The 20,589-nt window shown below is 38.6% G+C and carries 16 protein-coding genes; 5 read left to right on the top strand and 11 right to left on the bottom strand.

All coding sequences use genetic code 11. From position 1 onward, the window contains the following. Nucleotides 1–34: 34 nt before the first annotated feature. From BR73_RS0114065 to BR73_RS0114045, 5 genes are all read right to left on the bottom strand, one after another. On the bottom strand, nt 35–1,636 hold the full coding sequence (locus BR73_RS0114065; RefSeq protein ID WP_033166044.1) for an extracellular solute-binding protein: 1,602 nt from the start codon (nt 1,634–1,636) through the stop codon (nt 35–37). A 79-nt stretch (nt 1,637–1,715) separates the two neighbouring features. After that, a complete protein-coding gene (locus BR73_RS0114060; RefSeq protein WP_051685207.1) occupies nt 1,716–2,582 on the bottom strand; it encodes a carbohydrate ABC transporter permease in 867 nt (288 codons plus the stop codon). Further along, entirely contained in the window at nt 2,582–3,529 is a 948-nt protein-coding gene (locus BR73_RS0114055) for an ABC transporter permease subunit (protein ID WP_033166043.1), read from the bottom strand. Before BR73_RS0114055 ends, BR73_RS0114060 begins: the two co-directional genes overlap by 1 nt. Before the next feature lie 441 nt (nt 3,530–3,970). Further along, nucleotides 3,971–4,936, bottom strand: a complete 966-nt coding sequence (locus BR73_RS0114050) for an ROK family protein (RefSeq protein WP_033166042.1) — start codon at nt 4,934–4,936, stop codon at nt 3,971–3,973. A 505-nt stretch (nt 4,937–5,441) separates the two neighbouring features. Then, a complete protein-coding gene (locus tag BR73_RS0114045; protein WP_081848664.1) occupies nt 5,442–7,646 on the bottom strand; it encodes a YgiQ family radical SAM protein in 2,205 nt (734 codons plus the stop codon). 267 nt (nt 7,647–7,913) lie between these two features. On the opposite strand from BR73_RS0114045, the gene BR73_RS28790 reads away from it, so the two are divergent. Beyond that, entirely contained in the window at nt 7,914–8,078 is a 165-nt protein-coding gene (locus tag BR73_RS28790; RefSeq protein ID WP_156034718.1) for a hypothetical protein, read from the top strand. 80 nt (nt 8,079–8,158) lie between these two features. Here BR73_RS28790 and BR73_RS0114040 read toward each other — a convergent pair whose 3' ends face one another. Further along, complete coding sequence (locus BR73_RS0114040; RefSeq protein WP_033166041.1) at nt 8,159–10,249, bottom strand: elongation factor G; 2,091 nt, start codon at nt 10,247–10,249, stop codon at nt 8,159–8,161. A gap of 559 nt (nt 10,250–10,808) precedes the next feature. Between BR73_RS0114040 and aroF the strand changes: the two genes are divergently transcribed. The 3 genes from aroF to aroA all read left to right on the top strand — a co-directional run bounded on the left by aroF (nt 10,809) and on the right by aroA (nt 14,347). Beyond that, the gene (gene aroF, locus BR73_RS0114035) at nt 10,809–11,822 is read left to right on the top strand and encodes a 3-deoxy-7-phosphoheptulonate synthase (RefSeq protein WP_033166040.1); all 1,014 of its coding nucleotides are present in this window, start codon (nt 10,809–10,811) and stop codon (nt 11,820–11,822) included. 14 nt (nt 11,823–11,836) lie between these two features. Beyond that, nucleotides 11,837–12,940 carry a prephenate dehydrogenase gene (locus BR73_RS0114030; protein ID WP_033166039.1) on the top strand — a complete coding sequence of 368 codons (1,104 nt, stop codon included), beginning with the start codon at nt 11,837–11,839 and terminating at the stop codon, nt 12,938–12,940. Nucleotides 12,941–13,057: 117 nt separating this feature from the next. Next, nucleotides 13,058–14,347, top strand: a complete 1,290-nt coding sequence (gene aroA, locus BR73_RS0114025; RefSeq protein ID WP_033166038.1) for a 3-phosphoshikimate 1-carboxyvinyltransferase — start codon at nt 13,058–13,060, stop codon at nt 14,345–14,347. 247 nt (nt 14,348–14,594) lie between these two features. On the opposite strand, the gene queA is transcribed toward aroA, so the two are convergent. The 3 genes from queA to BR73_RS0114010 all read right to left on the bottom strand — a co-directional run bounded on the left by queA (nt 14,595) and on the right by BR73_RS0114010 (nt 18,308). Further along, nucleotides 14,595–15,647, bottom strand: a complete 1,053-nt coding sequence (gene queA / locus BR73_RS0114020) for a tRNA preQ1(34) S-adenosylmethionine ribosyltransferase-isomerase QueA (protein WP_033166037.1) — start codon at nt 15,645–15,647, stop codon at nt 14,595–14,597. 83 nt (nt 15,648–15,730) lie between these two features. After that, entirely contained in the window at nt 15,731–16,579 is an 849-nt protein-coding gene (locus tag BR73_RS0114015; RefSeq protein WP_033166036.1) for an ATP-binding protein, read from the bottom strand. A 616-nt stretch (nt 16,580–17,195) separates the two neighbouring features. Further along, the gene (locus BR73_RS0114010; RefSeq protein ID WP_033166035.1) at nt 17,196–18,308 is read right to left on the bottom strand and encodes a cysteine desulfurase family protein; all 1,113 of its coding nucleotides are present in this window, start codon (nt 18,306–18,308) and stop codon (nt 17,196–17,198) included. A 359-nt stretch (nt 18,309–18,667) separates the two neighbouring features. Between BR73_RS0114010 and BR73_RS0114005 the strand changes: the two genes are divergently transcribed. Beyond that, the gene (locus tag BR73_RS0114005; protein ID WP_033166034.1) at nt 18,668–19,012 is read left to right on the top strand and encodes a hypothetical protein; all 345 of its coding nucleotides are present in this window, start codon (nt 18,668–18,670) and stop codon (nt 19,010–19,012) included. Between the two features lie 70 nt (nt 19,013–19,082). On the opposite strand, the gene BR73_RS0114000 is transcribed toward BR73_RS0114005, so the two are convergent. Beyond that, on the bottom strand, nt 19,083–19,640 hold the full coding sequence (locus BR73_RS0114000; protein ID WP_242860677.1) for a GNAT family N-acetyltransferase: 558 nt from the start codon (nt 19,638–19,640) through the stop codon (nt 19,083–19,085). 145 nt (nt 19,641–19,785) lie between these two features. Continuing rightward, nucleotides 19,786–20,538: a hypothetical protein gene (locus BR73_RS0113995; RefSeq protein WP_033166033.1), complete on the bottom strand. Its 753-nt coding sequence runs from the start codon at nt 20,536–20,538 to the stop codon at nt 19,786–19,788. Between the last annotated feature and the right edge of the window lie 51 nt (nt 20,539–20,589).

Raw genomic sequence — 20,589 nt, 5'->3', positions numbered from 1 at the left:
GACAGCATCTGCCGCCTCATTGTTATTCCATTTATTACTTACCTGCGACATTTTCCTGATAATAGGTTCGCCGGTCATCAAATACCTTTTCAAGTCCGGCTTTTACAAGTCTATCATATTCTGATACCTGAAGTGAATCAAATTCACTGGCAGGGCAGCTGATTAATTTATAAACATATTCGATGGACATGGTTTTCAGGTTAGAAATATAAGTTGCCTCTGATTCCAGCACAACCGGATAAGTAGGATACAGATACATATCCGTATTCATAACATCGTAAAGATTATTGTACCAGTCCGTTGTAGCCCAATCACTTCCTGTAGACCAGGCAGCAACTACGCCTTCTTTGTTATTTACATACTCAAGATGGTCATTCACAATGTTATAATCTCCCAGATTTCCGGGATATCCGGCTTCATTCAGTTCCTCCTCTTTTAAATACAGAGGAACTCCGGCTTCATCTCTTGTGTGATCGGGCGAATAAGCTACATTTTCTGCATTTACAGGATCAGCCAGCCAGTTTAGGTATTTCACGCAGGCACCTGCTTTGGCCGAACTGGTTTCAGGTACCATAATATACATACCATATAAGGGTTCTGTAGGATTCAGGTAATTTCCTTCCGGTGTGTCAAAGCAGTTCAAGGGAACCAGTTCTGCATTTTCAACATTGGATTTTAATACCGGAATCCATCCGAAAGGATTGGTACTGTCTACCAGAATGAAACCCGCATTTCCTGCTGTAACGTCCTGAACAAAGATATCATTGCTGGTATCTGTTGCAAAGTCAGGAGTTATCAGCCCTTCATTATACAGGGCATTCATCTGTCTGATCCCATTAACAGCACCGTCTGCAAATATCTTAAAATTCTCAGAATATACATAAGCATCTTCCTCTGATAAAGCAGGTACATAGGAGCCGATAAAATTCAGATAGAACATTTCCGTATCCGATGTGCCGCCCATTGCCCAGGGAATTACTTTACTTACATTGCCGGGATTCTTCTCTTTAAATGCTTTTAGTGCCTGAAATAGTTCTTCTTTGTTGGTGGGAACCTTCATGCCAAGAGCATCCAGCCAATCCTTTCTGATATATCCCACATGTCTTGGAACCTGTAATCCTCTTCTTTTCATAATTGCATACTGCTTCCCATCGAGCTGTCCCATGTACTGAATGTTTCCAATAGTCTCGTTAATGGTTCCACCGTTACTGGCCAAAGCCTCTGTTAAGTCAGCAAGTCCTCCGTTTGATGCATAATTACCGAAAATACTCTGGTCATAAGTGAATACGATATCAGGAGCATTCCCGCCTGCCATCATAACATTTAACTTATCATCAGAACCTGATCTGGGGACAGCCATATAGGTCACTTTGACATTGCATTCTGCCAGTACCTGCTCCTGTATCCATTTTGTCAACGCATTTTCTTCATTTGTTGTTCCCGGTGCTGCTGTTCCGCGGTCCCATATCATAACTTTAATTTCTTCCGTTTTGCCATCCCCTTTGGCTTCGGTACTTTCATTTTTAGCAGCAGCGTCGGTGGGGGTTGAATTGTTATTTGATTTTGAACCACAACCGGTAAGCATTGCTGCAATTAAGAGTAAGCCAGTAAATTTCATAAAACTCTTATTAAACATACTTTTCCTCCATTTACATATTGTTTTTGCTAAATTTATATTAACCGCTTATGATACGGTTAAAATACTCCTCTGCGCGCTAGCCTTTTACAGCTCCTAACATGATTCCCTTGGTAAAATACTTCTGAATAAAGGGATATGCAATCATCATGGGGGTCATGGATATAACGATACTGGCAGATTTGATGTTGTCGGCAATCAGCTGAGAGGTCTTTCCTTCTTCCAGGGATATCTTAACAGAATCTATCATTTGTTTTAGTTTCATCTGAACGGTATAAAGTTCTGAATTATTTATGTAATACAATACATCGCTGATACCGTTCCAGCGGCTTACTGCATAAAAAAGACTTAAGGTGGCTACTGCCGGAACCGCTAAAGGTATGGCTATCTTAAACAGGGATTTCCACTGGGAGCAGCCGTCAATATAAGCGGATTCATACAGCGAGCTGTCAATTCCCCGGAAGAAACTTCTCATTATTATCAGGTTATAAGCACTTAAAGCACCCGGTATTATCAATGCCCAGACAGTATCAATCAGCCCCAGGCTTTTTACATTCAAGTAATTTGGTATGGTACCGGGATCAAAATACATCGTCAGAACAAACAATGTCATAATAAATCCACCGCCTCTTAAGCCCTTCTTAGATAAAGGATAAGCAGCTAAAATTGTCATGGTCATGCACACTGCGGTATATCCGGCAGTCAATAATATAGTAAATAGAAATGAGTTTACAAAGTTACTGTTTCCAAACACCTTCTGGTAAGCTTCAAAGGTGAGCTGAACAGGATAGACCAGCACTTTACCGGAGAGAATCGCTCCTTTGGAACTTAGAGAAACTGCAAGTACACGCAGGATAGGAATTAAAGTTATAATTGTTATTATGACAAACAGGGCTCCTGCAACAGCTTGAAATACCATAGATGATTTACTCTTAACCTCGCTCATTATATAACTCCTTCCTCTCCGATTTTCTTAGCAATTGTATTTACGGCCAGAATCAAACTTACGCCAACTACTGACTGAAATAATCCCACTGCAGTAGCAAAATCAAAACGAGCAGACTGTAAGCCCACAGAATATACATAGGTACTGATTACATTGGCTGCATCCTTAACCATTGTATTGGACATCATAAAAGGTCTGTCAAAACCGATTGACACTACCTGTCCCAAGCTCATGATCAGCATTACGGATATGGTTCCTTTAATTTGAGGTATAGTTACTGACCAGATTCTTTTTAATCTGCCCGCACCATCAATATAAGCAGCTTCGCTTAAACTTGGGTCGGTACTTGTAAGTGCAGCAAGATAGATAATCAGACCGTAGCCGGCTCCGTGCCAGACACCCGAAATCCAGTATACGATCCGCCATATCCAGGGTACTGTAAGAAATTCTATGGTATTTCCGCCTAGAGAAGTTATAACGCTGTTAATCAATCCGCTGCCTGAACACAACTGTGCAACAATACCGGATATAATAACCCAGGAAAAAAAATTAGGCAGGTATAGGATTAACTGGGTTGACTTCTTGATAACCTTACTGTTCAGCTCATATAGAAATAAAGCCAGGATAATCGGTATGGGAAATCCGATTATAATATCGCCAAAATTCAATATTAGGGTATTCTTAAGTGCAAGCCAGAAATCCATGGATGAAAATGTCTCTTCAAAATGGCTGAAGCCAATCCAGGGACTGTCCATTATTCCTTTAAATACATTAAACTTCTTAAAAGCAACTATGGTTCCAAACATAGGCCTATATTTAAAAAGTGCCAAATATATCAATGGCAAAACCAACATCAGATAAAGCTGATAATTATTTCTCAAATAATTTATGACAGATACAGTTCTTCTTTTCTTCACTTTACTTTTGAATACGGACTTGCCCTTCATATTATTGCCTCCTGCTTCTTGTTCATTTACAGTTTGATTATAACAAGCCGGAGTATCCATATCTATGCTTTAATTGCTTTTATTTCAGCTTTATATTGCATTTATTGCGTTTTATATGTTTATATTGTTGCTATTATATTCACTATTTAAAATATTTTTATATATTTTGTACATCAAAAAAAACGATTGAAATAAAATAATGGAATAGCGAGGAGCTGCTGCTAATACTCATTATTTTATCTCAACCGTTTTATATATAAATTAAATAAATTTTTAATCTGCAATTGCAGAAATCTCTATCTTTTCATATCTTTTTAGCTTATGCCAGTGAATGTTTAAATGTATCTTACAAGGTTACTTCTATGAATCTGTCTGGATCTATTGTATTTAATGAAGAGTGTTTACATCAGCTTTAAACATTTATTATATACCTTTATTGACTTAATTATCGTTACTAAGATGTAGCATTGCTGCTCCAATGAGTCCGGCATCATTATTAAGAGTTGCTATAACAATTTCCGGCTGCTTTTTGGAGGTCCTGGAATAACTTTCTTTCTTAATAATCTCCTTAAGCGGTCCAACAAGTGCATCTCCCGCATTACTGATTCCGCCGCCGATGCAGATGATATCCGGCTGAAAAATATTAATAATATTTATAACACCGGCTCCAAGATAGATAATAAAGTTCTCAAGTACCTTCTCTGCTGTTTTATCACCTTGTGAAACACCCTGGAACAATGTCTTACCTTCAACCTTACTTAATTCTCCCTGGCAAAGTTCCCAAAGTACAGATGCCTTATTTTCACTCATAGCTTCCCTGGTCTGTTCCACAAGTGCAGTTGCGGATGCATAAACTTCAAAACATCCTCTGCGGCCGCAGTTACAGTATTTCCCGTCTGCTTTGATAACCATATGTCCCAGCTCACCAGCTGCATAATTGATACCTTCAAAGATTTTCCCATTCAGGATGATACCACCCCCTACACCAGTTCCAAGAGTAATCATAACCATGGAATCAGAACCCCTGGCTGAGCCTGCAAGATATTCACCCCAGGCAGCTGCATTGGCATCATTGTCAAAGAATACTTTCGTACCCTCAAATGCAGCAGTAATAACCGGTAAGAAGGGTTCATCACTAAAGGCAAGGTTGTTAGCAAACTCAATCATACCGGTATCCCAGTTTGCTGTGCCCGGAACACCTACACCAACCGATTCTATATCTGAAAGTTTCAATTTATTTCTTAATAGAATTTGATCAGCAAGGGAACGCATATCTGTGATTAGTTCCTCAGAGGTACCTCCTGCTCTTGTAGGAATACTATCCTTATCCAGTAATTTGTATTCTTCATCCACCAGTCCTACAACCAGATTAGTCCCTCCCAAATCGATTCCCAAAAAGTACTTCATTCCTTAAATCCTCCTCTTCCTTCACCGGTTACAGCTTTTTTCCGGTGTCACGAGCTATGCTGTCCGTCCGTATAAGTATTTCAGACTTTCAATATTTTGAAGGAACTCATAAAAAACTTCTTGAATTATCTTGTTTAAGTATAAAGAAGAAGTCTTCAAAAAACTATGTAATAATTGTCCAAATAACGTACATACATTGTGATTATTGCTTTTATTTACATTATTAGGCTTATTTTAGATAGGCTTATTCAAGATAGGCTTATGTAAAATAGACTTATATAAGATAAACTTATGTAAAATAGGCCTATGTAAAATAGTCCTATGTAAAATAGACTTATACAAGATAAACTTATGTAAGATAAGCTAAAAAAAAGATTTGTAAAGAAAGACATATTGCCTTACTACTTTTACCTCCCCTGGTTTCTCTGAGGCATTCGGTTATATGTCTTTCTTTATTCAGTTTTCTATTAATTATTAAGCATACCAACAGCTTGCTCTCTGCTTCTTATCTTTTCTTAGCAAACTTCTGGCCCTGTTTCTTATTTCCCTTGTTACTGTCCTTCATTAAGACAGATCGGTTGTTTGTCATACCGGACTTTTGCGTTCCCCTGTTCTTAACCGTCTGATTATTAACAGTGTGCTGCTTAGCAGATTGATTTTTAACCCCTTGATTCTTGCTCGGTTGATTCTTGCTCTGCTGGTTCTTGCTCTGTTGGTTCCTTGCAGGTTGAATCTTCTCCTGCTGATACTTTGCAGCTTGGTTCTTCTCCTGTTGATTTTTACCTGACTGGTTCTTTGTTTGCTGATTCTTTGAGGCTCTGCTGCCTGTCTGCTGCCTGTTTTCTGTGCTTCTTCCTCTGGACTGCCCTTGTTTGTCAGAGCCTTTCTCTTTTCTAGCTCCTGAATAGGCATTACCTCGGGGTTTGATAAGGCAATTTTTATCAAAGCCGATTAAATCCCGCCTTCCAGCCAAAGTCAGTGCTTCCTCCACAAGATCATAGTTCTTGGGATTACGATATTGAATCAATGCTCTCTGCATAGCTTTCTCATGAGGTGTCTTTGGTACATAGACCTGCTTTAAGTTTCTGGGATCCAGGCCGGTATAGTACATACAGGTGGATATGGTGGAGGGTGTAGGATAGAAATCCTGTACCTGCTCCGGCATATATCCTAAATCTCTTAAATACTCAGCCAGAGCAATTGCCTCTTTTATAGTGGAACCAGGGTGTGAGGACATGAGATAAGGTACTACGAACTGCTTCTTACCCAGTTCTTCATTTGTCTTCTTATACTTCTTTTTGAAATCCTCGTACACCGCATTTTTCGGTTTACCCATCAGATCAAGTACGCTGTCACTAATATGTTCCGGAGCAACTTTAAGCTGTCCGCTTATATGATGCTCACAAAGCTCTTTCATAAAGGTCTCATCCTTATCCGCTATAAGATAATCAAATCGTATACCGGAACGGATAAATACTTTCTTAACCCCCGGGAGTTCTCTAAGCTTCTTCAACAATGAAAGATAATCCTTATGATCTACCTTCAAGTTCTTACAGGGTGTGGGGAAAAGGCACTGCTTATTCACACAGGCACCTTTGGTGTTCTGCTTTTCACAGGCAGTATGCCGGAAATTAGCTGTAGGTCCGCCGATATCATTAATATAACCCTTAAAATCCTTGTCCCATATAAGATGGTTCGCCTCAGCCATAATGGATTCATGACTTCTGGTTTGAATAATCCTTCCCTGATGAAAGGTAAGGGCACAGAAACTGCAGCCGCCAAAACATCCCCTGTTGCTGACTAAGGAGAATTTCAATTCCTCAATTGCTGGAATTCCGCCTAAAGGAATATAGGAAGGATGGTAATCTCTCATATAGGGAAGAGAATATACACGGTCCATTTCTGCCTGGGTCAGTGGCTTTGCCGGAGGATTCTGAACTACATACTCTGTCTCTTTATATTTCTCCACCAGCCTTTTACCGGAATAGGGATCCGTATTGCAGTATTGTATATTAAAACTTTTTGCAAACTCCAATTTACTTTTCACAATCTCCGCATAATCCGGGAGATTCTCTGCATCATAGACAGAATCAAGGCTTCTGGCTTTATAGACTGTACCATTTATAAAGGTAATATCAGAAACAGCCAGTCCACTGTCTAAGGCTTCTGCTATTTCTACAATGGATCGTTCTCCCATACCGTAGGACAATAAATCCGCCTGGGAATCCAGCAGAATAGAACGTTTTACTGTATCACTCCAGTAATCATAATGTCCCAGCCTTCTTAAGCTGGCTTCTATTCCGCCTATGATAATAGGCGCATTCTTATAAACCTTACGTATGAGATTACTGTAGCATATGGTAGCTCTGTCGGGGCGTTTTCCCATAACGCCTCCGGGAGTATAGTAATCCATATTTCTCTTCTTTTTAGCAACGGTGTAATGGTTAACCATGGTATCCATATTGCCACCGCTTACCAAAAAGCCAAGTCTTGGCTCTCCTAGAATCTGTATACTCTTTTCATTTTTCCAGTCAGGCTGCGCAATGATGCCTACCTTAAATCCATTACTCTCCAGAACCCTGCTTATAATAGCCGGTCCAAAGGAGTGATGGTCAACGTAGGCATCCCCTGTAATGTATACGAAATCACACTGTTCCCAGCCTCTTTTATCCATGTCTTCTCTGCAAATAGGTAAAAAATCTTTTATCATCTATATCCTCGCTTATTATCGGGTATTTCATCAGCTTTCATGTTTTATATGACGCCTACTAAGTATACCCCACTTTTAAGCGTTCGTCGACAACTTTATTTATGAATTCGCCGGTAAATCGCAGTATTTGTCCGAATATCAATAATCTGTCAGCAAAAAGACTGCCATTGTATTTTGTTATTTCTGAATAAGTATTTATATAATTACTGAATAACGCAATAATTAGACTTCATCTGGTAATACTAAAATAAAAAAGGAGTAATAATTATGGATAAGAACTATTATGAGAATTATTCAATTGCATCCATATCCAGTGAAGATGTACAGGCAATTACAACCTTAGAAAACGAGCTTAGTAGGAAAACGGAAAGTCCCGTGGTTTTAATTGCCTATCAGCCCATTGCCGGTCAATCAAAAGAAGAGGACACTTAAATTTACAAAATAAAAGCTCCGTACTTTCCTGTTTCTTTCACGGAAAGTAACGGAGCTAGGGCGTATATGAAAATCAGCTTCTATTCACCGGCAGCCATCAATTCTTTCTCATTTTCATCAATTACCTTTTGCTGAATATCTCCCGGCGCCTGCTCATAACGGTTGAATTCATAGGAAAAGTCACCTGCACCACCGGTCATGGATCTTAAGTCTGTGGAATATCCATAAAGCTCTGACAGAGGAATGTCGGCTGTTATTTCCTGTTTTCCTAAGGCTTCAGGATTCATACCAAGTACTCTTCCTCTTCGCTTATTCAAGTCCCCCATAATATCACCGGTATATTTATCAGGTACCAGCACCTTAAGTGTTGCAATAGGCTCTAAAAGAATGGGTGAAGCCGAGAGAAAACCCTGTTTAAAAGCCTGAATCGTCGCCATTTTAAAAGCCATTTCAGAAGAATCTACGGGATGATAGGAGCCGTCAACTAAAGTAGCCTTTAACCCTACTACCGGATACCCTGCCAAAGGACCTTTTAAAACGCATTCTGCAATACCTTTTTCTACTGCCGGAAAGTAATTTCTTGGAACTGAGCCGCCAAAAATCTTCTCCTCGAATACATAGGGTTCTTCTGTATTACCGGAAGGCTCGAATTCAATATGCACATCTCCGTATTGCCCATGTCCCCCTGATTGTTTCTTATATTTACCCTGTACTCTGATTTTCTTACGCAGAGTTTCACGGTAAGGAACCTTGGGTTTCATAATTTCTATTTCAACTTTGTATTTATTAAATAACTTTGTTACTGCAATCTCAAGCTGCTGATCCCCGATACCATAGAGCAGCGTCTGTCTGTTCTCCTTATCATTAACCACTTTTAAGGTAAGGTCTTCATCCATAAGTTTTGCAAGGGCTTGTGACACTTTATCGTCATCCCCTTTATTTTTCGTTTTGAATCTTTGGGAGGTATAAGGAACCGGCATCACCGGTTTATCAAATAATACAGGGAAAGCTTTGGTTGAAAGAGTATCTCCGGTTACGGTATTGCTTAGTTTACCGATAGCACCGATATCTCCGGCATGAAGTTCATTCACTTCAATTTGCTCTTTTCCTCTCAGGATATACAGACGGGATATTTTCTCCTCTGCTTCTCTTTCTGCATTGAAAATAGACGAATCCGATTTCAGAACACCGGAACAGATTTTTATCAGTGAGAATTTGCCGATAAAAGGATCGGCAATGGTCTTAAATACCTTGGCTGACATAGGCAGTTCTTCTTTATAATCTGCCTGAAAGGGGGCACCGGTTTTTACTGCTGTTCCTTTACACTCTCTTTTTACCGGTGCCGGGAAATACTTTTCTATTGCCTGTAATAACATGGCAGGTCCCTGGGCATTGATACCGGAACCCATTAACACTGGAACCACATTTCCACCTATTACATTATCTCTTAAGGCGGAGGATATTTCTTCTGCAGTGAATTCTTCTCCGGAAAAATATTTCTCCATCAGCTCTTCACTGGTTTCTGCAACAGAATCTAATAAGGTTTCTCTGAATTTATTTAAATTCTCTATGGAATAATCGGGGATGTCACACTCCTCGTATTTGCCCATAGAGGTGAATCTTCTTCCTGCCATTTTAACAACATTAACAAAACCAACAAATTTTTCATTTTCCCTGATGGGTATATGAAAGGGCGCTATCCTTTTGCCGTAACGGTTGGTAAGCTCCTCAACTACCTGTCTGTAACTGGCATTGTCATCATCCATATCTGTAACAAAAAACATCCTGGAAAGGTTATACTTCTCACAATATTCCCACGCTTTTACGGTACCTACTTCCACACCTGCTTTGGCCGATATCACAATAACTGCAGCATCAGCAGCAAGGAGTCCTTCTTCTGTTTCTCCCGCAAAGTCAAAATAACCGGGGGTATCCAATATATTAATCTTTGTATCCTCATAGACAATGGGGATAACAGAAGTGCTGATAGAAAAAAGTCTTTTGATCTCTTCCTTATCATAATCGCTAATGGTATTACCTTCTTCTACTTTTCCCTGACGCTTTGTGATTCCTGCTGAAAAAGCCATAGCTTCTGCCAAAGTAGTCTTACCGCAGCCACCATGGCCTAACAAAACAACGTTACGAATTTTTTCCGAAGTGTAAACATTCATTCTTTTTTCCTCCATTGCTATTTTTTTATAAATATATATAAGATGAACTCAGTCTTTTCAGGTATATGTAACATTTACCTGAAACACTTTTTATTCAAGCAAAAAAACTTCATTCAGCTTACATTGTATTATAGCTATATTTTACTAAAATTAGTCTGATTTTACAACTACTTTATATGTAATTGACATTATTATTGAATTGTTATATATTTTTTATCAGCACATTCAATATCAAAACGTCTTTTTACAGCTATTTTTTCTTTTATTCTACAAATTTGTAAACGAAATCAAGCTCTTCTTCTACTATATGTATAGAAATCACATATATACCTTGCTTTTCCACCTTATTTACACTTTAATCCGTTACGCTTTAAACTGTTACACTTTAATGTTTTGCAGTATTGACATAGAAGGTGGTTAGGAGTACAATAGGCAGGAACGAATAACTATAACTGTTCATTGCTCAAGACAGTATAATTAAGCTTTGCTAACACAGAGCAAGTATCCTGCCCGCAGAGCTGATGAACAGAAGGATAAAACATTTAAACGGAGGCAGTATATGATTATCGTTATGAAACCAAATGCAAAACAGGAGTCCATTGATAATATTATCAGAATAATTGAGGAGAAGGGGCTCACACCCCATTTGTCAGCAGGCAATGAAGTTACTATTATAGGTGTTGTAGGAGACAAATCCAGATTGCAGGACCAGAACCTGGAAATTGCTGAGGATGTTGACCGTGTAGTACCTGTAACTGAAAGCTATAAACTTGCTAACAAAAAATTCCATCCCGAACCCAGTGTCGTAAGAGTAGGTAATGCTACAATCGGTGGCGATGAGCTGGTGATAATGTCCGGTCCCTGTGCCGTAGAGAGCAGGGAACAGCTCTTTGAAACTGCTCACGCAATCAAAAAGGCAGGTGCTCAGATTCTTAGGGGCGGCGCTTACAAACCCCGAACTTCACCGTATGCATTCCAGGGACTGGAGGAGGAAGGTCTTAAGTTCATGAAAGAAGCCAGGGAAGAAACCGGACTTGCTGTTGTGTGCGAAGTTACCAGTCTTGCTGCCATTGAAGCTGCTGTAAAATACGTAGATATGCTCCAGATCGGTGCCAGAAACATGCAGAACTTCTATCTGCTGAAGGAAGCAGGTAAAACCGGACTTCCGGTATTATTAAAACGAGGCTTATCTGCTACCATTGATGAGTGGCTTAATGCTGCAGAATATATTATTGCAGAGGGAAATCCAAATGTGGTATTATGTGAAAGAGGTATCAGAACTTTTGAAACTGCTACCCGTAATACTCTTGATATCAGCGCCGTACCGGTTATAAAGGCCAAAAGCCATCTTCCTATTATCGTAGATCCAAGTCATGCCTGCGGAGTAAGAAGCTATGTGAAACCACTTTCCATGAGTGCTGTTGCGGTAGGGGCAGACGGTCTTATGGTGGAAACCCATCCAAACCCTGCAATCGCTTTATCTGACGGTCCTCAGTCTCTCACATTCCCTCAATTTGATAAACTTTGTGAAGAGCTCCGTCCCCTTGCGGCCTTAATGGGCAAAAAATTCTAAATACGGAGAATCCTATGAACGACTCTATCGTTGGCTTTATCGGCTTTGGATTGATAGGTGGCTCTCTGGCACATGCCTTAAGAGAGCAGAATCCAAAGCAGAAATTAATAGCCTATCATTATAATAAAGAAAAACTTAATACCGGTCTGTCGGCAGCTCTCTCAGAAGGTGTACTTAGTGATGTAGTCTATGACTTGGAAGAATTAAAGGACTGTGATCTTCTCTTTTTGTGCGCCCCTGTATTATCAAATATTGCTTATCTTGCCTCTATCAAAAATATTGTGAAACCTGAATGTATCATAACTGATGTAGGCAGTGTAAAAGGAAATATCTGCGCTGAAGCAGTAAGACTTAATATAGGACATCAGTTTATAGGCGGTCATCCAATGGCAGGCTCTGAGAAAACCGGCTATGCTAATTCCAGCAGCCTGTTATTAGAAAATGCCTATTATATCTTAACGCCTACTGCAGATACTTGTGAATCGATTAAAACACAGCTTTTTGAGCTGATAAAATCCCTTGGTTCTATTCCGTTGTTCCTTAAACCCGATGAACACGATGATATAACAGCTGCAATCAGTCATGTACCCCACATTATCGCTTCCGGTCTGGTCAATACGGTAAAAACGGCTGACAAAGAGGATAAAATGAAATTACTTGCTGCAGGCGGCTTTAAGGATATTACCAGAATCGCCTCCTCATCTCCCGTTATGTGGCAGAATATCTGTCTCACGAACACAGACAGTATTCTGCATTTTCTGGAATCTTACATCACAAATTTAGAAGATATTAGAACTGCTCTCCTGGAACAAAAGGAAGCTGCTATTTTTGATTTCTTTAAGGAAGCCGGTGACTACAGAGATTCCATTCCGGCCACTTCCCATGGACTGCTTAACAAAGTCTATGAATTGTACCTGGATATTATGGATGAGACAGGTGCTATCGCTACCATTGCAACTTTACTGGCAACCAATCAGATCAGTCTTAAGAATATCGGGATTATTCATAATCGGGAATTTGAGCAAGGTGTTCTGCGAATAGAATTCTATAGTCAGAATTCCTGCGATGTGGCTTCTGTACTGCTTCGCAGACATAACTATATTGTGTATGAGCGTTAAAAGTCGGTAAAGTAATTTTCGTGACAATATGAATCAGTACTTTTCTTCTTTGATGAGATTATATATAATTAATAATCAGGATATTAAACATAACAATTATTGCAACCGGAGGTCAATATGATAATAACACGTTCTAAAAGTTTAAAAGGCAGTATACAGGTTCCCGGCGATAAATCCATCTCTCACCGCAGCGTTATGTTCGGTGCTCTTGCAAACGGTACAACAGAGGTGACGAATTTTTTAGAAGGTGCGGACTGTCTGTCCACTATAAGCTGTTTTCGCAGAATGGGTATACATATTGAACATACCAAAGGAAATACTTCTGTTCTTGTACGAGGTAAAGGATTAAGAGGGCTAAAGGCACCTGAGGGTATGCTGGATGTTGGTAACAGCGGAACTACCATGCGCCTTATGTCCGGAATCTTATCCGGCCAGCCTTTTGAAACAACCATAACCGGAGATGCCTCTATACAGAAACGTCCTATGGGCAGAGTTATAGAACCCTTGTCTCTAATGGGTGCAAATATCAGCAGTTTATCCGGAAACGGTCTTGCTCCTCTGTTAATAACACCGGTCAGCAGTGGACTGCGAGGTATCAGCTACGTTTCGAAGGTTGCATCTGCACAGGTGAAATCTTCTATTCTACTGGCAGGACTTTACGCTGAAGGTCCCACTTCCGTAACTGAACCCTATGTTTCAAGAAATCATACTGAAATTATGTTAAAAAGCATGGGTGCAGCTATTATTTCTAACGCTACCACTGTTACATTACAGCCTGGTACAGAGCTTACAGGAAACCGTATTGAGGTACCTGGAGATATTTCTTCTGCCGCTTATTTTATTGCTGCAGGCCTTTTAGTACCCGGCTCTGAAATTCTCATTAAGAATATAGGCATTAATCCTACCAGGGATGGAATTATACGGGTGATGAAAGCTATGGGAGCTGATTTTGAGATTCTTGACATCCGTAATACAGATTCAGAAGCTGCTGCCGATATACTTGTACGCCATAGTAACTTAAAAGCAACAGAAATTGGCGGAGATATTATTCCAACTCTGATCGATGAGATTCCCGTTATAGCAGTTATGGCTTGTTTTGCTGAAGGTACCACAATAATTCGGGATGCTGCCGAGCTGAAAGTAAAAGAATCCAACCGAATTGATGTTATGGTCAAGAATCTGTCTCTCTTAGGTGCTAAGGTACAGGCAACGGAGGATGGTATGATAATAACTGGAGGAACCCCCTTAAAAGGAAATACCATAGATAGTATGGACGACCATCGAATTGCCATGTCCTTTGCCATTGCAGGCTTATTGGCTGAAGGGGAAACCAGTATTCTGAATGCTGACTGCGTGAATATCTCATATCCCGGCTTTTATGATGATCTGAAGAAATTAGCAGAATGAGAATATCTATAACATACTCTTTTTAATTTACATAGGTTCTATGATTAATGTTGCAGGTATGATTTACATAAGTAAATATCTAATATAGAACCAGCATACTATAACTGCCGGACATTCCAATTAAATATTGTTGGAATATCCGGCAGCTTTATTATACATGAAAAACAGTAGCACCTAAGAAATAAGCTTGGCGTATCTAAATAGTACAGAGCTAAGCGATAAACTTGGCATCTCCAAATAATAAGAGCTAAGCTATAAACATAGCATCTCCAAAGCTAAAAAATCGATATCGTTCCTTTACTGCTTTTTCATAAGCTGTCATTATATTATCTCTTCCGGCTAATGCAGAAACTAACATCATCAAGGTAGACTCCGGAAGATGAAAGTTTGTAATCAAACCATCCAGAACCTTAAAACGGTAACCGGGATAAATAAAGATTGTTGTGTCTCCGCTACCTGGATGAAGGATACCATTCTCATCCGATGCAGATTCTACGGTACGGCAACTTGTTGTACCCACACATATAATTCTGCCGCCTTTCTTTTTCGTCTCATTTATAATTGCTGCTGCTTCCTCTGTAACCTGATAGAACTCTGAATGCATATGATGTTCCAGTACATTATCAACTTTGACCGGACGAAAAGTACCAAGCCCCACATGAAGAGTAACATTGGCTACTGATATACCCATCTGTTCAATCTGCTCTAATAGTTCTTTTGTAAAGTGCAGTCCTGCGGTTGGTGCGGCAGCAGAGCCTTCTTCTTTGGCATAAACTGTCTGATAACGGTTCTTATCCTCTAATTGATGGGTAATATAAGGGGGAAGGGGCATTTCACCAAGCTTATCCAGTATCTCTTCAAATATTCCATCATACTGAAACTGAACCAAGCGATTGCCGTCCTCCAGCTGATCAATAATCTCTCCGGTTAAAATACCGTTCCCAAAGCTTATCTTTGTACCTGTCCTTGCTTTTTTACCGGGTTTGACAAGAGTCTCCCAAATATCATTTTCTCTGCGTTTTAACAGGAGGAGTTCTATTCTGGCACCAGGTATTTTGGATTCGCTGCTTTCTCCTTCATGGATTTTCTCACCCAACAGTCTTGCAGGAATAACCTTGGTATTATTAATTACCAGGCAGTCTCCCTCTCTCAAATAATCTGTAATCTGTTTAAAGATTTTATGTTCAATCTCACCTGTATTCTTATTCAGCACCATCAGTCTTGAACCAGAACGATCTTCAAGGGGGTCCTGTGCAATAAGTTCTTCCGGTAAATCATAATTGAAATCCTGTGTCTTCATGTTTACGCCTGCCTCATACCACAATTATTTCAATGGATTAAGACTTTTACGGCATCCTTTCTGTAATCTGCTTAACCTGTTAGTTAATCCTCTTCTGTAATTTCTGTTCTGTCATAGTCATCTAAAAAGCTGTGAGGAACCTGATGCTTCTGATAACCGATCATAGTGTCCAGATTGACATTATGGATACTCCTGAATATATTCATATCAATAACACTGCTTGTCTGTCTGAATTTCTTTACCAGTTCTTTCATTTCCTGGCGTTTGGAGCCCATACCATTGTCTCCAAGCATACAGTTTTCTGTCAGCCTGCAGGCACACTGTATGAAATTAAGATTATTGTATTTCTTCCAAGCCAGGATATCGGCTTCTTTCACCATATATAGAGGACGTATTAACTCCATTCCTTCATAGTTTGTGCTATGAAGCTTAGGCATCATACCTTTCATCTGTCCGCTGTAGAGCATGCTCATTAATACGGTTTCGATAACATCATCAAAATGATGTCCTAAGGCTATCTTATTGCAGCCTAATTCCTTCGCATGCTTGTAGAGATATCCCCTTCTCATTTTAGCACACAGATAACAGGGTGAATCCGGAACTGAAGCAACAACCTCAAAGATATTACTGTTAAATACAGTAATCGGGATATTCAGATATTCCGCATTATCCAGTATTATCTGTCTATTATAAGGATTGTACCCCGGATCCATTACCATAAATACAAGGTCAAAGTGGACTTTGCCATGTTTCTTAAGCTCCTGCATACATTTTGCAAGAAGCATGGAATCCTTACCGCCGGATATACATACTGCAATCTTGTCCCCTTCACTGATCAACTGATAATCATTTACCGCAGTAATAAATTTTCTCCAGATTTCCTTGCGGAATCTTTTTATAATACTTCTCTCAATATCTATATATTTATCCATTATTCCTCTTTTCTAACTTGCCATTTACTCTATTCATTAGGTCCAATTCTTCAGTACCTATATTTTAAACTCTTATTAATTGCCTCTTTTGTTGTTATTGATTCTTCTTTTTTGTTGTCTCTTATTTTTTTGCCTCTTGCTTTTGTTGCCTCTTATTTTTGTTGCCCCTTATTTTTGTTGTCTCCCATTTTTGTTGTCTCCTATTTTTGTTGTCTCCTATTTTTGTGTCTTTTATTTTTGTGTATCTTATTTACTGGAGAGTCAAAAGTTCTGGTTGACTTTTCTGTTTCATACTATTTCAGGAAAATTGCAAAAAAACAGAAGAACGAATACGCCTATGGAAAGGTATTAGAAGTCCTTTTTCTGAATATTTTGTGCTATCTTATCAAACAGATTGTTTGAGTGAAGCGAGTTATCTGTTTGATAAGATGTCCAGCATAAAATATTCAGAAAATTAGGAATTCTTATACCTTGGAATGAAGCATGAGTGCTTCTGTTTTTTTGCAATTTTCCGTCCGTATGATGAGAAAAGAGAACTTTTGACTCTCCAGTTATTTATTGCTGTTTCTTATTATTTGTTGTTTCTTATTTATTAACTTCATTGCTGGTAGTTATCCTAATTTTTTAATGCAGCTTCAAACACCTCAAGGAATGTATCAATCTCCTCCTCTGTTGTCAAATGGCTTAAACTGACACGCAGAGTGGCAAGGGAGAGCTTCTTGTCCTTTGTCATGGCATACACGGGTTTGGATACGGTATTAACAGCACAGCAGGCTGATTTGGTCGCAACGAAGATATCCTTTTCATTAAGTGCTGACTGAAGCATATTGGTGTTTATGTTTTTCATACTGATATTTAATATATAGGGGGAACTATTCTCAGGAGTGTTAATAACAATGTTCTTATTACCTTCAAAGGCCTTACGGAGTTTTCTATTCAGATATACAACACTGTCTCTGTATTGGTCAATGTTTCCTGTAGTTAATTCTATTGCCTTTTCTAAAGAAACTGCCAGAGCAAGAGCCGGTGTTCCGCTTCGAAAGCTCGTAGTACTTAATCCACCATGTATCAGTGGCTCCAGCATCACATTCTCTTTTTTGAGTAATAATCCAATCCCTGTCAATCCGTAGATTTTATGACCGGAACAGGTAAGCAAATCCATGTGCTCAAAAGCTACCGGAATTTTCCCCACTGCCTGGGTTGCATCAACATGAAGGAAACAGTGTGGTTTTTGCTTGACTATTTCATATATCTTATCAATAGGCTGAATAACACCTATCTCACTGTCTACAATAGCCAATGATACTAAGATGGTATCCTCTCTTAAAAGTTCTCTTAGATGCTCTAAATCAATTTCACCGGTTTTGGTGACATTAACAAAATCTATTTCAAAGCCTTCATTTTGTAGCGCTGCTGCCGGTCCTGTTACGGAGGCATGCTCTAAAAAGGAAGTTATGATATGTTTACCATATCTCTGATAACTTTTTGCAACACCTTTAATCGCATGATTATTGGATTCACTGGCCCCTGAGGTATATATTAATTCTTCCGGTCTAGCAGACAGCATACTGGCAATATGAGCTGTAGCTTCCTCCATTCTCTTCTTTGCCTCAAGACCAAGTGCATGGGGTGAGTTGGGATTCCCCGGATACTGAAGTGCTGCATCCCCAAATGCTTTCAAAACTTCTGCATCAAGGGGGGTATGGGCTGCATAATCTAAATATATCATTGTAACCTCTTTTCTTCTATCAAAATATATTCTTACGCATTCAAATAATAGTCTAAGTATAAATAATCCTACTATGTTATCTTTGTTATGACTAACTGACAACATACGAGATTTATCATACTTTTACTAATGAGTTTTGTCAATCCCAATGGAGATAAATCTCTTATTGGTATAAACCAATTAATCAATCATTCAGTACTTTCAAACAAATGTTCTGCAAATACGCACAAGCATCCAATAAAAACTTAGTTCAATTAATGACATTATATTCATAAGAACATTATATTTCATGGTTTGTTTATCAAAATTTACAAAATTTTTATAAATCTATTGCATTATCTTCAAAAGCATAGTATATTATGAAGAAAAAAGAAGAAAGGGTGAATAAAATGAATTTTACTCATATTAGTGGCGCATCCGAGCATCATAATAATGAATTCGAGCATATTAAGGAAACTATTTTTAGGTTATGTATCGGTGATATTCCCTTCACTTCCGTTGATAAGCCCGTTACTCTTGATTATAAAAACAGAGAAGTTCTTTTATTAATAGAGGGTGAACTATTAGGTAGTGTTCCATTTGAAATCATTTATTTTGATATAAAGAGAAAACAATTGGAAGTTAAGGATTATGCTCATGCTATTGCCGAACTCATAAGAGAAGAAATCAGTAAGTTAACTGTTGTTGAAACAGCTCTTGCATAGCAAGTAAAATGCGCCCTGTATACAGGCGCATTTTTATATACTATTCTATCTTTTTTGTATCTGGTATTTTCTATCTGAAAGCCTTCATTAGGCTTTTTTTATTACCTTCAGTTAGATACAGACTGTAAATATTGTGAAGATACTTCTCGTTACGAAATAATATATACTCAGAGCCTGTTACCTTAAAGCCCAAACTTTCTGCCAGCCGTATAGCTTTCGTATTATCAACGGAAATTATAGCACGTATTTCTTTAACTCTCATAATTTCATCAGCATATGCAATTATTTCTTTTAAGGCTTCTTGCATATAACCCTTTCCCCAGTACTCTTCTCTCAGATCATATCCAATATCGATTATTCCTGCATTCTTATTCCAGCAATGAAATCCGCAGGTTCCCATTTTTGAGTTATCAGTTGTACGGATTATAATCCAGCGATGCTGTAATCGCGGTTCAGGGTGGATATAGAAATCTATGATTTCATCAGCCTGCTCAGGCTTTGTCAAAGGCTCTGCATCAAACAGGTATCTATTAACTATATCATTTGAAAATTGATGGAATATAAAATCCCTGTCTTCCGTTTCTACGTTTCTTAAAAGCAGTCTATCCGTTTCCAAGTTCTTAAACATTATACCTCCCAAACTCCCGTAGCTTACTATCCGCCTGCAGATAGTTCTCAGCCATAAATCATTATATTTATACTTCCATATATTCATGCGGCTTTTCAGGCAGTGTCACAGTTATGCCTGCTCTACTGCCTGAATAGTAAAGAAATTATACACTGACTTTCTTATCTAACATCCATGCTGTTGTGATATAGGCAATGATTGTTACAACTGCATGAAACAGTATTCCTGCCACCAAAAAAGTTTCGTTATTTGAATTGATACCTAAAGCATACATTAAAAAGTCTTCAAACTTACCTATGGCAATAATCATTATGAAAAAGATTGCAAAACTAATTAAGCTTTTTCCTTTCTTATCTGCCAGGAAGGTACTGCTCAAAGTAATGGAAAGATAAGAAAGTGTAATTATTGTTATCCATGTAATCAGGACCACTAAAATAACCAGAATCAAATATTTATAATCCAGATGAATATTAAACTGCAAATTAACAAATTCCTTGAACGCTCTATTGATTTCATTTAAAGATGAATATTTTCCCAGTAAGACTACACCATCTATTAGAAACAATAAGGCGAAGGCGAGACCGGATAACATTATTTGCAGAGCCGAACTTACCACCTTTGCACCAATAATCGAATAAGTGGTATTGGGTGTAAGAAAGAGCATGTAACTGTGTTTTTGCTTAAGATCGCTCTGAAAGGTCATAATAGACTCAAAAGCTATAAAAAATAAAGCTCCTATTGTAAACATACTAAGTAATCCAAGAGCGAGTCCTATAGTTTCACCTTTATCCATAAAAAATCCTGTAAAAAACATGATTTCACCAAGTAATGCTATTGCTAAAATTATTATCTTGGAAAATGCCTGCTTTCTCAATTCATATTTCATTAACTTTAACATAATTTCCTCCATCCTTGCGTACCTATACGCTTTATATGCCAATTCTATGGC

The sequence above is a fragment of the Clostridium sp. KNHs205 genome (genome assembly GCF_000702945.1).
Taxonomy (GTDB): Bacteria; Bacillota; Clostridia; order Lachnospirales; family Lachnospiraceae; genus Anaerocolumna.
This window is presented reverse-complemented; position numbering and strand designations above follow the sequence as displayed.